The 13,321-nt window shown below is 55.6% G+C and carries 20 protein-coding genes; 9 read left to right on the forward strand and 11 right to left on the reverse strand.

Features of this window, described 5'->3' with window-relative positions; all coding sequences use genetic code 11:
* Positions 1-3: 3 nt before the first annotated feature.
* Complete coding sequence (locus CL1_RS01050; protein ID WP_014788061.1) at positions 4-1,344, reverse strand: DUF438 domain-containing protein; 1,341 nt, start codon at positions 1,342-1,344, stop codon at positions 4-6.
* A gap of 192 nt (positions 1,345-1,536) precedes the next feature.
* On the opposite strand from CL1_RS01050, the gene CL1_RS01055 reads away from it, so the two are divergent.
* The 3 genes from CL1_RS01055 to CL1_RS01065 are packed head-to-tail and all read left to right on the forward strand — an operon-like array spanning position 1,537 to position 3,340.
* A complete protein-coding gene (locus CL1_RS01055; RefSeq protein ID WP_014788062.1) occupies positions 1,537-2,349 on the forward strand; it encodes a hypothetical protein in 813 nt (270 codons plus the stop codon).
* Position 2,350: 1 nt separating this feature from the next.
* On the forward strand, positions 2,351-2,929 hold the full coding sequence (locus CL1_RS01060) for a hypothetical protein (RefSeq protein WP_014788063.1): 579 nt from the start codon (positions 2,351-2,353) through the stop codon (positions 2,927-2,929).
* A 60-nt stretch (positions 2,930-2,989) separates the two neighbouring features.
* On the forward strand, positions 2,990-3,340 hold the full coding sequence (locus tag CL1_RS01065; protein ID WP_048151678.1) for a thioredoxin family protein: 351 nt from the start codon (positions 2,990-2,992) through the stop codon (positions 3,338-3,340).
* On the opposite strand, the gene CL1_RS01070 is transcribed toward CL1_RS01065, so the two are convergent.
* Both CL1_RS01070 and CL1_RS01075 read right to left on the reverse strand, forming a co-directional pair.
* The gene (locus tag CL1_RS01070) at positions 3,332-4,060 is read right to left on the reverse strand and encodes an electron transporter (protein WP_014788065.1); all 729 of its coding nucleotides are present in this window, start codon (positions 4,058-4,060) and stop codon (positions 3,332-3,334) included. The two genes, CL1_RS01065 and CL1_RS01070, sit on opposite strands and share 9 nt — an antisense overlap.
* Before the next feature lie 63 nt (positions 4,061-4,123).
* Complete coding sequence (locus CL1_RS01075) at positions 4,124-4,684, reverse strand: glutaredoxin family protein (RefSeq protein WP_237266290.1); 561 nt, start codon at positions 4,682-4,684, stop codon at positions 4,124-4,126.
* 87 nt (positions 4,685-4,771) lie between these two features.
* Between CL1_RS01075 and CL1_RS01080 the strand changes: the two genes are divergently transcribed.
* Both CL1_RS01080 and CL1_RS01085 read left to right on the forward strand, forming a co-directional pair.
* Entirely contained in the window at positions 4,772-5,236 is a 465-nt protein-coding gene (locus CL1_RS01080; protein WP_014788067.1) for a tetratricopeptide repeat protein, read from the forward strand.
* A gap of 103 nt (positions 5,237-5,339) precedes the next feature.
* Entirely contained in the window at positions 5,340-5,597 is a 258-nt protein-coding gene (locus tag CL1_RS01085) for a membrane protein (RefSeq protein ID WP_014788068.1), read from the forward strand.
* Position 5,598: 1 nt separating this feature from the next.
* On the opposite strand, the gene CL1_RS01090 is transcribed toward CL1_RS01085, so the two are convergent.
* The gene (locus CL1_RS01090; RefSeq protein WP_014788069.1) at positions 5,599-6,066 is read right to left on the reverse strand and encodes a YbhB/YbcL family Raf kinase inhibitor-like protein; all 468 of its coding nucleotides are present in this window, start codon (positions 6,064-6,066) and stop codon (positions 5,599-5,601) included.
* A 201-nt stretch (positions 6,067-6,267) separates the two neighbouring features.
* Here CL1_RS01090 and CL1_RS01095 point away from each other — a divergent pair, with 201 nt between their 5' ends.
* The 4 genes from CL1_RS01095 to CL1_RS01110 are packed head-to-tail and all read left to right on the forward strand — an operon-like array spanning position 6,268 to position 8,653.
* Positions 6,268-6,729 (forward strand): DUF2284 domain-containing protein, encoded by a 462-nt coding sequence (locus tag CL1_RS01095; RefSeq protein WP_048151682.1) that lies wholly within the window; start codon positions 6,268-6,270, stop codon positions 6,727-6,729.
* Positions 6,730-6,739: 10 nt separating this feature from the next.
* Positions 6,740-7,195 carry a hypothetical protein gene (locus CL1_RS01100; RefSeq protein ID WP_014788071.1) on the forward strand — a complete coding sequence of 152 codons (456 nt, stop codon included), beginning with the start codon at positions 6,740-6,742 and terminating at the stop codon, positions 7,193-7,195.
* Complete coding sequence (locus tag CL1_RS01105) at positions 7,189-7,671, forward strand: hypothetical protein (RefSeq protein ID WP_014788072.1); 483 nt, start codon at positions 7,189-7,191, stop codon at positions 7,669-7,671. The genes CL1_RS01100 and CL1_RS01105 overlap by 7 nt, the downstream gene beginning before the upstream one ends.
* A complete protein-coding gene (locus CL1_RS01110) occupies positions 7,652-8,653 on the forward strand; it encodes a PIN domain-containing protein (RefSeq protein WP_048151685.1) in 1,002 nt (333 codons plus the stop codon). The genes CL1_RS01105 and CL1_RS01110 overlap by 20 nt, the downstream gene beginning before the upstream one ends.
* On the opposite strand, the gene CL1_RS01115 is transcribed toward CL1_RS01110, so the two are convergent.
* The 7 genes from CL1_RS01115 to CL1_RS01145 form a co-directional block, all read right to left on the reverse strand.
* Positions 8,650-8,937 (reverse strand): hypothetical protein, encoded by a 288-nt coding sequence (locus tag CL1_RS01115; RefSeq protein WP_014788074.1) that lies wholly within the window; start codon positions 8,935-8,937, stop codon positions 8,650-8,652. The genes CL1_RS01110 and CL1_RS01115 overlap by 4 nt on opposite strands.
* Positions 8,934-9,587 (reverse strand): hypothetical protein, encoded by a 654-nt coding sequence (locus CL1_RS01120; protein ID WP_014788075.1) that lies wholly within the window; start codon positions 9,585-9,587, stop codon positions 8,934-8,936. The genes CL1_RS01115 and CL1_RS01120 overlap by 4 nt, the downstream gene beginning before the upstream one ends.
* A 70-nt stretch (positions 9,588-9,657) precedes the next feature.
* Complete coding sequence (locus CL1_RS01125) at positions 9,658-10,980, reverse strand: RuvB-like helicase (protein WP_014788076.1); 1,323 nt, start codon at positions 10,978-10,980, stop codon at positions 9,658-9,660.
* A 148-nt stretch (positions 10,981-11,128) separates the two neighbouring features.
* Positions 11,129-11,569 carry a hypothetical protein gene (locus tag CL1_RS01130; RefSeq protein WP_014788077.1) on the reverse strand — a complete coding sequence of 147 codons (441 nt, stop codon included), beginning with the start codon at positions 11,567-11,569 and terminating at the stop codon, positions 11,129-11,131.
* A gap of 9 nt (positions 11,570-11,578) precedes the next feature.
* The gene (locus CL1_RS01135) at positions 11,579-12,340 is read right to left on the reverse strand and encodes a 7-carboxy-7-deazaguanine synthase QueE (RefSeq protein ID WP_014788078.1); all 762 of its coding nucleotides are present in this window, start codon (positions 12,338-12,340) and stop codon (positions 11,579-11,581) included.
* Positions 12,341-12,344: 4 nt separating this feature from the next.
* A complete protein-coding gene (locus tag CL1_RS01140; protein ID WP_014788079.1) occupies positions 12,345-12,605 on the reverse strand; it encodes a hypothetical protein in 261 nt (86 codons plus the stop codon).
* Positions 12,606-12,664: 59 nt separating this feature from the next.
* Positions 12,665-13,165, reverse strand: coding sequence for a hypothetical protein (locus CL1_RS01145; protein ID WP_014788080.1), 501 nt, complete (start codon positions 13,163-13,165; stop codon positions 12,665-12,667).
* Positions 13,166-13,321: the final 156 nt, after the last annotated feature.

The raw sequence follows: 13,321 nt of genomic DNA on the forward strand, positions 1-13,321 counted from the left end.
ACCTCAGTCCTTCCAGTCGAGCAGTCTCTTCTCGCCCTCGATCTTTTTATAGGGTGCGATGTCCATCGTCATCTCCAGCGTCCCCAGGTAGTTTCCGTTCTTGTCGAAGAGGGGCACGTACTTTATGTAAACGTACTTGGGGCCAAGCCTGAGCCAGAAGGTCGCCTCCTTCTTCCGCCCCTCCTTGAAGGCCTTGAGGATTTTGTTCACGATGTGGACGCTCTTCGGCGGGTGGCAGAGCTGAACGGGCCTTCCGAGGACTGAAGATGTTCTCGCGAATATTCTCTCACCGGGCGAAAAGAACCTCACCCTGTCGTCCCTGTCTATGAAGGTAACATCAACGGGCAGGGCCTCCAATATCGCCTTCAACTCCTCGACGCTGACGTAGCCGGTTCCGAGGTCTATGTCCCCCTCGCGCCTCAGCTCTGTCCTGTCGAACTCCAGTGGCTGGCCCCTCAGTGCTTCCTGAACCTCCCTCGGAAGGGTGAGGAGTTCCTCGGCGCTCAGCTCGGGATCAATTTCCCAGGGGTGGAGGGGCTTAACCTCGTCCCCCGGATCCCATGCAGGAGGGTTTACCTTGTAAAACCCTATCTCATCGTCTTGCATTCGTATCGCCTTCCACTCGCCGTCGCTCAGCAGAGCCTTCAGCGTGGGGTAATAGATGTTATTCTCCCTGAAGACCATGTCACTCAGCGCAAATGAAGCCTCACCGGCCTTGTTCTTCAGCCTCTCGACGAACTCCTCCCAGGGCATCTCGTTTCTCTTTCTCAGGAGCTCGGCAAGGTACTTTATCATGAACCTTATCTCGTCGTGCTTCGTCCAGAGGACGGTGGCTATAGCGGTGAGACCGCGGCGCTCGATGTAGGGGAAGGTGAGCATCTCGTCGCGGTTGTAGTGGGTGAAGCCGACCTTTCTGAGGTTACCAACTATCTCCTCCAGAACGCCGAGGATTTCCTGTCGCATGCGTTCGTCCTTCGTCGTCGCGAGGGTTCTGGCGTAGAGGTTGAGCATCTCCGCGTCCTTCATTATCTCCCTGTTCTCGTCGTACCTTATCTTGAGCGGATGTCCGTCGGGCAGGCCCTTCTCCTCGAGCTCATCTGTCCCGGCGACGGCCTCCCTCACGAGCTCCACGTGCAGGTCGCACATCTTCGCTATGTCCTTGGCAGAAACGCCCTCCCTCACGAGCTCCTGCTCTATGATAGGAATCTCTAGGGGTGAGATCGAACTCAGTACCTCCCGGAACTCCTTCTTCAGGCTCTCAACACTCTCCCCCTCATGTATCCTCAGGAGAAGTGACTTGAGTGCCTCCTTTTTCTGCTCACGGGTCTTCAACAGCTCGCTCATTTTTATCACCTTCACAGTCACATTAAATTGGACATTTTTAAACGTTTCTGGGCACGATTGGGTATGATAGAAAACGTTTAGTTCATTGGTTGTCCACCGCATGGGGAGCTTTTTCGGCTTCTCTAACCCCTCTCGGCCCAACTAAGGGAAGGTTTAATACCTTTCAATGCCTATTTTAGCCCGGTGATTGGCGTGAAAAGGGCACTCGTAACTTTAACCCCTCCAGAGAGCAAGAGACTTATCGCAAAGGCGGTCGTAGCTATGCCGGAAGTTCAGCGTGCCCTAAAGCACGGTTTCGTTTACATAGCGACCGGCACCACCGCTGCTTACATAGCGGAGGAGATACTCGGTGAAAAAATCGAAAAGGAGAAGTGGACCGTTGGAGTGATAAGCAGGGGCAGAACCTGCGTTACGCCCAGGAAAACCTGGCCCAAGCACCTCGTCCTCTACAAGGGTGAACCCTTCGACGACCCTCTCGAAGCGCTCAAGCAGATGGGTCCGAAGGACGTCTTCATCAAAGGCGCCAACGCGATAGATATTAACTGGAACGTTGCCGTTTTTGCCGCCGCCCCCGACGGAGGGACGATAGGCAAGACCTTCGGCTGGACGATAACGAAAGGTGTCTTCACGATAACGCCGGTAAGCCTTGAGAAGTTCGTGCCAACACCCGTCGAGGAGAGTGCCAAGCTGACCGGAATCTACTCCTTCGACTGGGGGACCGGGCTTTATTCCGCTCTCGTGCCGATACCCCACTCCCACCCGGTAACGGAGGTTGAAGCATACAGGATACTCGCCGGAGTTGAGGCAATTCCGATAGCGGCAGGAGGAACCGGTGGGGCCGAGGGGAGTGTCACCCTCGTGCTTCAAGGCGAGGACGAGGCAATGGAGAGGGCAAAAGAGATAACGAAGGCCGTTAAGGGAGAGCCATACCTCAAGCCCTACACCGAGGACTGCTCGGTCTGCCCGTTCGCGAAGATATGCGGACTTGGAAGCGGGGTGTTCTGATATGTCGAGGAAGAAAACGTTTTTCGCCCTTTTGCTTCTCGTGCTGCTGGTAAGCCCACTGGCGCTTGCAGATGACTACGAGGAAGAAGATGAGTATCAGGCACGCTACATACCTCTGGCGGTTCTGGGCGTCGCGATGATAGCGATTGGAGTTGTCTACTACTCTCTGACGAAGAGAAAGCTAATAATAACTCATGAGACCTCGTCCGAGTGGGGCTTTAAGCTGAAGATGGAGAATCCCTACATGACTGTTATAGGCCCTGTTTCACCGATGACCGTTCACCACTTCTTCACGATAACTGGAACGGTACTTGCGCTGATTCACTTCTCCTCCTGCAACAACTACACCGGGACCGCGGGCGCCACAGGACTCGGAATGGCCATTGTGCTGATCCTCCTGAATTCCACCGGATTTATAGGCCGCCACCTGAATCGGAAGATCATAAGTGAAGCCAACGGTGGAGACATGGAAACCACCAAAAAGTACGTTGAGATATACGAGAAGTGGAAAAAGGTTCACATCATGCTGACTGTGATATTCGTGGTCCTGCTGATAGCACACATAAACGCAGTTGGTTGAATCTTTTTAAGATTTTTAAATTTTTTAAGCCAGTGCATTTCTATCCTTGAGGGGGATAACATGGACGAGCTCGAGATGATAAGGAGAAAGAAGATGCTCGAACTCATGAAGAGAGCCGGAATGATAGAGGTCAAACCAAAGGGGCCTAAGGTTGTAATTGAGGTCATAACTTCACCCGGTTGCCCCTACTGTCCGATAGCGTGGGCGATGGCTCAAGAGCTTGAGAGGAAATACGAAGGTGTAATAGCGAGGGAGTTGAGCGTTGCAACACCCGAAGGCCAGAGAAAGGCCATGGAGCACAACATAATGGGAACCCCCACCATACTCATAGACAACAGAGTGGAGTTCATAGGGGTTCCGAATTTTGCGGAATTTGAGAGAAGGGTGAGAGAAAAGCTCGGTTTACAGTGAAGCACCCGTAAGAACCCACACCCCTATCGCAATCAGTAGCGTTCCAGCTATGACCGAAAGCTCCCTGCTGTGCCTCACCATCGCTTGCGAGAAGCGCTTGCTCTCGGTGACGCTTCCCATCGCCAGCAGGATTACAACGAGCGGGAGCACGAAGACGAGGTTGTAGAGGGCAAGGAGAAGGAAGGCGAGAGCTTTCCCGGCCTTTGAGATTATTATGGCGTAGACGAGGTAGCTGCCGGCGGAGCACGGGAGCAGGGTCGTCGAGACGATGACTCCGAGCGTAAAAGCCCCGAGGGCGGTCGCGTCGCTGCTGAATATTTTCCTCCGGATTTTGCTTTTGTCGCCCACGCGGGACTTCTCCATCAGACCGGTTACTATCGTGTACCCTCCGAATACTATCGCCGCAATCCCTGCGACCCAAAGGGGCAGGTAGCCGGCGAAGTACAGCAAACCGACCCCCAGGAGATAGTAAGAGACGTAAACGGCAGCAATGAAGGCCGCACCGATGAGGTAGAGCCTTCTCTTCGACACCTCCCTGACGGAGAGTGCTATGAGAAGCATCGTGTAGATAACGAAGGTGCAGGGGTTTATCGAGTCGCTCATAGCGAGGGCAAAGAACTTTGGTACAAAGTCCACCATGCCCAGCGCCCACAGCGCGAGGGAGCTAACCCCAAAGGAGGCCAGAAGGATTATCGCCAGTCCCTTTACCTCACTTCTCATGGTAGAAAGTTATCGCGGACCTTTTTGTGGATTTCGAAAACAAAAAGTTGGGAACAAAAGTATTCAGCTGGAGTCAGGCATCTTGTGCTCGACGAAGAGGACGTAGAGTTCGTCTATTACCTTGGCCGAGTCCTCCTTGTCGCGCGGCAGTATGTATGCCTGGCCGCCAACAAAGAGTATCACGCCATTATCGCTCATGGCTGCCTGGATTATCCTAGGCGTTGCGGTGACGTTGAACTCTCCTTCGATTATTGCGTAGAGAGTTCCGTTGTAGGTTATGGCTATTGCCGGGACGCCCTGTATTCCTGTCAGCTGGTAGATCTGCTGGAAGAGCTTTGTGTTCTCTTCGTTGTCCACCAGCTCGTAGTAGGTGAGGCTATCCTCTCCGTAGGTCTCAGGAATGAGCTTCTTCATGTTCTGACAGTGCGGACAGGTCTTCATACCGTACATGTAGAAGTGAATCTCGTCGAGGTATATCTTCGTCCCGTTCACGACGACGTAATCAGGAATGCTTGAAGTGGTCGTCTGGGTCGCCGTTGGGCCATTGGAGTTCGAAATACAGCCTGAGGCCACCCCAACGATCAGAAGGAGGACCAGTACAACCCCGGTTTTTCTCAATTTCATCACCCTGTGATAGTTGTACCCCGGAGTTATAAACCTTGGCCGCGGAACCCTTAAATTCTTCAACATCGATTATTGTAGGGGGTAAACATGCAGGAGTGGTACCGCTCCAGGGCACTGTACGAGGCCGTTCAAAAGCTGGTGGAGTCAGGCAGGATCGATGAGGCTCTCGAAATGGCTGAGGGGATACCCGATGGCAACATACGATCGAAGGCGTTCTCACACATAGCCGTGGAGGTGGCAAAGTCGGAAAGGGATTATCACGAGGCGCTGGAGAGGGCAGTTAAGGCGGCCCTCGACATCGACAACCGCGACGAGAGCACAAAAGCCCTGATGAGCCTGGCCTTTGAGTTCCTGAACATGGGCAATCCGGAGGAAGCCCTCAGAATTTCCCGGTACATAACCGACCTCCCGAATAAGTCAAAGGTCGAGGCGGAGGTGGCGCTGGTCCTCGCCAAATCCGGCAAGGTGAGCGAGGCGATGGAGATAATCAACGGCATCATGGACGACGACGTCAAGACCTGGGCCATGTCGAGGCTCGCCAGCCAGCTTTAGCGCGAATCTGTATATTTTCTGCCGATTTCTCCAGAATTTTGACACCGGAGGGGCCACAAGACTTTTTTAAGCTTCCCCCCTCCAAGGAGGGAGGTGAGAAAAGGTGGAGAGCGGAGCGATAATCGGACTTATTGGAATGCTTCTCCTGGTCAGCTCATGGGTTCCGCAGACGATAGAGACCATAAAAACGAGGAAATGCCCCCTGAACATGCAGTTTATACTGATCTACGTCACCGCTTCGACGCTGCTAACTGTTTACTCCTACATCATAGGGGACTGGATATTCTTCGCCCTGAACTTCCTGGCGGCCTTCCAGAGCGCCATAAACCTCGTCGTGAAGCTGATGGAGAGGAAGGGGTAGCTCACTCCCTTCCGTACAGTCCCACCAGCTCCCCCATCTGGATCACGTGGCCCTCCATGGCCCTCTCCAGCTCTTTTCTGCTCGCTCCCGGATCAAGCTCGAGGACTGTGTCGAGGGCGTAAACCCTGAAGTGGTAGTGGTGTACCCCGTGACCCTTGGGCGGACACGGGCCACCGTAGCCGATCTTCCCGAAATCGTTCCTCCCCTGGACCATCTTCACAGGAGCATCAACGACGCCTTGGGGCGGAACGCCTTTGGGAATTTCCCCCAGCGGCGGTATGTTCCAGGCTATCCAGTGGGTGAAGGTCCCTCCAGGTGCGTCGGGGTCGTCCATTATGATGACGAGACTTTTAGCGTTCGGATCTATGTGCCCTATGAATATCGGGGGGTTCACGTTCTCACCGTCGCAGGTGAACTCGACGGGTATGTAGTCCCCGTTGTGAAACACTGAACCTATCTCAAGATCCATTTCTACCCCTCCATCGGGCTTTTTCTCGGCGGTACAGCCGGCAGTACCGGCAATAAAAACCAAGAGCAGCACCACCATCAACCTCTTCATATGAAGAAATTGATTTTCAAACGTAAAAACATTTCGGGACTAGACTTTTCAAAACTTCACTAGGCCGGGAATTGATTTTTAAAGATGTCACCCATATTCTTTTGATGCCCCATGAAGGTGCTCTGGGAGAAGGAGATACCGGCGGAGAGCATGGTTGTCTCGCCAAGACCCGTCTGGAAGTGCAGAACTTGCCCGATGTACGGAAAGAGGCCAAGCTGTCCGCCCCACGCGCCGGACTGGAAGGAAACCAAAGAGTGGGTGCGGCACTTCAGGAGGGCCCTGATAATCAAGTTCGAAATCGACATGGAGCGCTTCGAGGAGGAGAAGCGGGAGGCGATCCTCTACCTGCTCAGGCGCGAGGCCGAGCTCTTCAGGGAGGGGAAGCTCTATGCGATGGCGCTCTTTCCCGGGAACTGCAACCTCTGCGACGACTGCCCCTTCGAGAGGGGGGAGCCGTGCAGGCTTCCAACGAAGGTCAGGCCGAGCATAGACGCTGTAGGGATTGAAATTGGGGAACTCGTCGAGATAGACTTCTCCGAAAGCGTTTTGTACGGGATGGTGCTAATTGAGTGAAGGTGGTAAGATGAGGGAAAACGTTTCACCCCCGCGCCTGAAGTGGGGAATCTCGCTCATCATGACGCTCGTCTACGCCTTCGGAGCCACGTGGTTCTACTACCTGCCGTCGAGGGGGGAGCCGGAGCTGGACGTCACGTTCTGGGGACTGCTCGCCCGGTTCCTCGTTTTGAGCTTCCTATTCTGGATAATCCTGATCCCGGAAAGAAGGTCAAGCAGGGCTCCCGATATGCTCATGCTCACGGTTCTAACCGTTCCAGCTGGAGTACTCGCGTCCCTGCTCTTCATCTTTGCGGTCACTTCCTTCGGGATTCACGAAACCTACGGCGCTGGCTACTTTGTCCTTGCCCTTGTGCCGTTTCTAATAGCCCACAAAACTGTGAAGAGTCGCATTTCCTGGATTCCATTTGCCCTTGCACTGGTTTATGGTCTCGTGGCGTACATATGGGGGAATATGCCATGGTGAAGGTGGCCTACATAACCCTTCTCGGCCGCTCCCCCTGGGCGGTCGTGAACACCTACTACAAGCTCCTGACGAGGGGCGGGAAGGCGGAGAGGATATACGTGTTCACTGAGGAGAGGTACAAGCACAACCTTCCAAAGGTGGTCTCGGCAATCAGGGCAATATCTGAGGCCTACAACCTCCACCCGAAGATAGAGACCGAGGTGGTGCCGGACTACGGGTTCTTTGTGGCGGACAGGAAGTTCAGGGAACTTTTCTCGAAGCTGGAGCGCGAGGGCTACCGCATGGGTCTGGACATAACCTCCGGCAGGAAGGCCCTCGTTGCAGCCGCCATAGTCCAGATAAAGGAGTTTCCGGTGTCGTTCATCGTCTACATGGGTCTCCTCGACACCGAGTTCCCGGACAGGCCCTACATGATGATTCCAACCCATCTCCAGCCGATAAAGAACTTCCTGGGTGATGAGAGTGAGGGAGATTAGCGAGGTCATCGAAAAGCCGGAGCTCCAGATACTCCTCAACGTCCTGGGGGAAATAAGGGTCAGCTATCCCCTCTACGGCCTTCCCCTGCTGAGGGCGAAGCCGACGGAAACCGGCTACCGCGTCGAGCTCACCGTGAGCAGGAGGGAGTTCAACGAGAGGGTCCCAGAAAGGCTCTCCAGCGAGCTTCCAACCTGGACCGACTTCTACGAGTGCTTCATATCCGCCGGAATAGTGCGGTACGCGAACATCGACGAGTTCCTCCAGAACCTTGAACTCTACGAGAGGCTCAAGAAGGGCGTCGCCTTCGCGCCCGACACCAACCTCTTCTACCACCGCTTCATCTCCGGGTTCAGGCCCCTCGACGGGTACCAGATAGTCGTGGCCGAGGGGGTCAAGAAGGAGATAGAGAACGCGATGAACTACAAGTACAGGCACAGGGAGCTGGAGGAGATAAGGCGCGAGGTGAGGAACGCGAGCCTGCTCCGGGAGTTCAGCAACAGGAGAACGAAGAGGAGCAGGAAGGCTGCCTACATAGCCCTCAAGGAGTTCGAGAGGCTGAAGGACAGGATAATCATAGCCGAGAGCGTTAAGGAGCCGGCCCACAACAACGACGAGATAATCGTCAAGTCCCTGAAGCACTACGACAACATGACGCCCACGCTTCTCGTCTTCCTTACCGCCGACATAGCAATAACCGATGTGGCCGAGATGGAAGGCCTAGAGTACTTCCTCTTCAGGTACCCCCGGCAGGAGATTGGAAGGCACGAGGTTTCGGCCTACCAGCTCAGGACGCTCCTCTTCAACCTCGCGGCCGTCTTCGGCGTCATAGAGGTGAACGGGATAACCGTCTTCGGCGAGTTCGGCGGCAAGCAGGGTCTCAACGAACTGAAGCTCGTCTTTCCGGCCGAGAACAGGGCCTATCACGAGTTCGAATTCCACCTCAAGCTGTCAAGGAAGCTGATGGAGATAATGAACGGTTAAGCCTTCAGCTTGAATTTCACGAAAAGGGCCGCCAGCTCGAGCACGAACATGAAAACGGCCAGGAACTCCGCGAGGGTCTGGCTGATGGGGAGGAGAAGCAGGGGCACCGAGACCCCGAGCGCAACCAGCTCCTCCCCTTCCTCGCTCCCGCCACCGTAGCGGTACTCCAGCGCGAAGGTGAGCCAGCTAAGGGGAACGATAACGATCCTCGCGACCGTGGGCTCCCAGAACAGCAGGCCCAGCCCGAGGACGAGGAACGGGAGCGCATAGAGAAGCCTCCTCATTGGTTCACCCCCAGTATTCCAGAGGACACCTCTGTGCCGTTGTGGAGTACCACAAACTTGAAGCGGTTGGGTTCCGTGACGTTGAGGACAAGCTCAAGCTCCCCAGCCTCCAGAAGAACACTCCCCGAGGCGTCGTTCAGGTACTCCGCGCTCCACCTGCCTGACACTGCCTTTTCGTCCTCCGGGTGAACTGCGAGGTATGAAGTCGTCTCAAGGCTTCCTTCCGCCGACCAGACCGCGACGGGAAGCCTCTCGGCGTAGGGGACGTAGGTGACGCCCGTAACCATGTGCCCGTTGATGCTCACGTTGAAGTCCCTCAGAACGAAGGTCGGAGAGAGCCTAAGGACGGGAATGCTCATGCTCGCGTTTAGCTCCTTCCCCGTCACCTCGACGGTAAAGACGTAAAGGGTGATGTTAAGGGAGTTGAGAAATGCGTCCGTTTCGTTTAGGAACCTCCTCGGGACGGTGAGGTAGCCCGTGAAGGGGCCGTTGATCCCAACGGTGGCAACAGAGACCGTCACGTTGGAGTTCCAGTGAGAGGATGCGTTTTCAAATTCTCCCTTGGGAAAACCGCCGTCGATGTGGGTCCACCCAACGAGCAGGACACCGACGAGCAGAAGGGCCACGACCGTTAAAACTCCTCCCCGCATTATCCCACCGGAAGTGTTAAGGTGTCAAGACTTAAAAGTATTACTCCAAAAACGAGTGGAAAGAGGAAAATCAGCTGAGCATGCCCTCCAGCTTCTCCACGAACTCCATGCTCCTCCTGAGGTCGGCGAAGTAGTCCTTGGCCTTTTCGATGTGCTCCCTCTCCACCCTTCCGCCCCTCGCGAGGACGCTCGCCGGGGCGAGGAGCTGGACGGCGTAGCGGAGGCTGGTCTTCTCGCCGAGCTCCGCGAGGTACTCGATGGCCTCCTCGCTCACTTCAATCTTCTCCTCCCTCGCGCGGATCTTAACTATCTCCCGAATCTCCTCCTTCTTGTAGGGCTCGGTGTTGATTATGAGAAGCCTGTCGAGCATGTCAATCGGTATTCCGTGCGGCGCCTCTATGTCTGTGCCCCTTATCTTTGTCCTTCCCCTGTTGGTGGCGAGGATAAGAATCGGCGCCAGCTCGCTCTCCATCGCCCTCGCGAGGAAGGAGAAGGCCTCGATGTCGAGCATGTGGCACTCGTCTATGAAGAGCACCCCCGGCACGAGCGTCGCCTTCCCCTCCTCTATCCACCCCTTGACGGTCTCGTCAACGCGCTGCCTTATCTCGTCGCTTATTTCCATGCCAGTGCTAAAGAGCAGTCCGAAGATGTTACCGCGGGCGTTGGCAACGTCGAGGTCGTGGAGGGTAACGGTGTAGGTGAACTCCTTTATCTTGAGCACCGGCCCGCTCGGGAGGTTCACCTTGCGCTTGAAGAAGAGGCCTTCTTCCTCCTTCGTGGTGCCTATCTTCGAAATCCTGCCCGTCTCGGCGTCTATCTGTATAACGTCGCCCTCCTCGACGCCCATCTCCATGAGCTGATAGGCTATCTCCCTGCCAGCCCTAATCGTCTTCTCGTCGTCCTTTGTGCGGAGGGTTATGATGACGCTCTCGGGGATTTCGACGTAGGGGTTGAAGGGGTGTCTCGTCCTGTTGATTTTAATCTCCCTGACCTCTCCCTCGTAGACCTTCCTCTCCTCGCTGATTCTAACTCCAATCGCCCTCCTGAGGGCCTCCTTCAGGAACTCGGTCTTCTTGACCTCGGCCGAGTATATCTCGCTCCCCGCTATCTGGACGAAGGGGACATCTTCACCGAGCTCCCTCGCTATGCCCATGGCTATTGCCGTCTTACCGCTCCCGGTCGGACCAACGAGGAGGATTCCCTTGCCGGCGAGCTTGCCGCGCTTGATGAGTTCGACCGCTATCCCCGCCGCTTCCCTCGCCTTGACCTGCCCGACCATTCCGTCGGCCATGAACTTCGCCTTTCCGTTCTCGTCGAGACCGAGGCCCCTTATGTGGGAGTGCATGCCGACCCTCTCGAAGCTCCTGGGAGCCACTTCCTCTATCACCGGCATGACACCACCCCCTTAATCTTTCCAGGGGTTACTAAAAGAGAGAGATTTAAAAATTTGACGGAGGCTCAGGCCGTCGATCCCGGGCATCGTTCACCCCAAAGGCCAATGTCATCATCGCCATGGACCGTTTCGTCGGGAGCTTAAAAACTCACCTGTACCTGAGCCAGAAGTACAGGGAGGCGGTTCCGACCACGATGGAAACCGCGATCAGGAAGGCACCGACGAACCTTGCAACGGAAGAGTTCTCCCCCATCGCCAGCCAGCCCATCAGTAGGCCCGCGGGAACGAGCAGCAAAACCGCCTTCTCGGATTTCCAGAAGAAGGCCGGTATCAGGAAAGCCCCTGCCAGGAGGTAGAGCGGGTTTCCATAGTTCAGGAACAGCAGGATTGGCAGGAGAATGCCGAGAATTAGGTGGGCGTCTCCAGCGCGCTTCGATGGCCTTGAGCGGTTAAGCTCCCGAACCCCCGCGAGGAGCACGAAGAACGCCACCAGGAGAAGCGCGAGGGATAATCCGCCGCCCGAATTCTGGAAATACGCCGAGAGGGCCACGAGGAAGAAGGAGAGCACGATGAGTACCTCGCCCCTCACGCTCCCACCTCAGAGGACGTTGAGGTACTTGTGAACCTGAAAGCTCAGCCCGACGTTCTTTCTCCCCATAACCAGAGCCGCCTCGCGATAAAGGTTCATCAGTTTTTCCTGGTTTATCTCTATTGGCTCCCTCGGCTGAATGACGAGGGGGGCCAGGCCTTTTAAGAGCTCCGCGTACCAGCGGACGTTCCCGGGCTTCGTCTCGGAAGTAACGACGAGCTTGGCGTAAACCTTGGCCCCGGCTTCCTTCAGGATCCTTATGCTCTCGACCTCGCGGAGAACCAACGAGCGCCAGTCTTCGGTTGCCCTGGCCGTCTCGTCCTTTATGTCCACGCTCGCGTAATCTGTTAGATCGGCAACCTCCTTGATCAGCTCCGGAAGGCCGCCGTGCGTCTCCAGAAAGTTGTCGAAGCCGAGGCTTCTCATCTCCTCCATGAGGGCCTTTAGAGGCTTCACCTGAAGGGTCGGCTCGCCCCCGGTGTAGCTTATCGAGTGTATATCGCCGGTATCAAGGCGGAGTATCGCTTCAACGACCTCATCGAGTGAAGCGGGGTTCGGCCTGTACTCGAACTTCCCGGTGAAGGGTTCAACCTCGGAGCGCCAGCGGAAAACGCGGGAGGCGTTGATGTACTCCCGGGAGTCGCACCAGAGACAGTCGAGGTCGCAGCCGGCGAACCTTACGAAAATCTGCCTCCTGCCAAATGCTGAGCCTTCAACGCTCCCCCCTTCACCCTGCCAGCTGTTAAAGACCTCGGCCATTATCAGCTTCATCTTTTCACAGCCCCTCCACGTCGATTCCTTTAATCTTCTCGCTCACGTAGCCCTCGAGTATCTCGACCCTAACCTCGCGCTCCTCCCCCGTCAGGTCAGCCATCAGCTTGACGGCCCTCGCGTAATCCCACAATCTTCTCTTCGCCTCATCTGTGATCCTATCCGCCATGACTATTAGTTCCCCCTCCTCCGGCCTCGCACTGGCAAACTCGATGACCTTCCTGGCGTCCTCCTCGGTGAAGGTTCCCTTCTTCTTGAAGAGCAAGCGACCACCCCCACAATTGCATAATTATGTGATTGCGTAATTGCATGGTTAATGGAGGCTCAAAGGTACCGCATCAGCAGTTCAACGGCCTCCTCAAATATCTCCCTGTCCCCTCCGTCGAGAACGCTCTCGAGGTAGTTGAGCGAGACGAGGTTGAGGATTATGTAGGCCGTGTTTCTGTCCAGGCCGAGTGAGTAGGCGTCGTAGTAAACGCGCTGCTCGCCGAGGGCCTCGTTGAGCATCTCGACGAAGTAGTTTATCTCCTCGACCGTCAGCTCGTCCCACCTGCTCTCCATCTCGTCGAAGTAGCGCTCCATCGTGCGGAGCGTTTCGAGGTCAAGCTTCAACGTCCCCTCGAAGTAGGGAAACTCCCCGACGCGGAAGACCTTTATCCCCTCGTCGTCCCGGATTCCAACATAGTCCCACAGGAGAACGCCTTCTATGGGATTGTGGCCGTACTTGCTCGCCAGGTAGGAGAAGCGCTCCATCACCGCGTCCATATCCTCCAGGAACTCCTCCTCATCATGGAAGTGGATTATCTTGCTTATCGTTCCTGCCATGTCTTGCACCTATGGGGGAGTAGGGCCAACTGTTATAAGGTTTTATGCATAGGGACGAATGCCCGACGAGTATTGGGTTGCGATGACGTCGGGACCCCCAGGGGGGCGACAGCTCAAATGCCCCCCTTACAAACTTCGCCTGCGCGAAGTTTGATC

The organism is Thermococcus cleftensis (genome assembly GCF_000265525.1).
Classification (GTDB): Archaea; Methanobacteriota_B; Thermococci; order Thermococcales; family Thermococcaceae; genus Thermococcus; species Thermococcus cleftensis.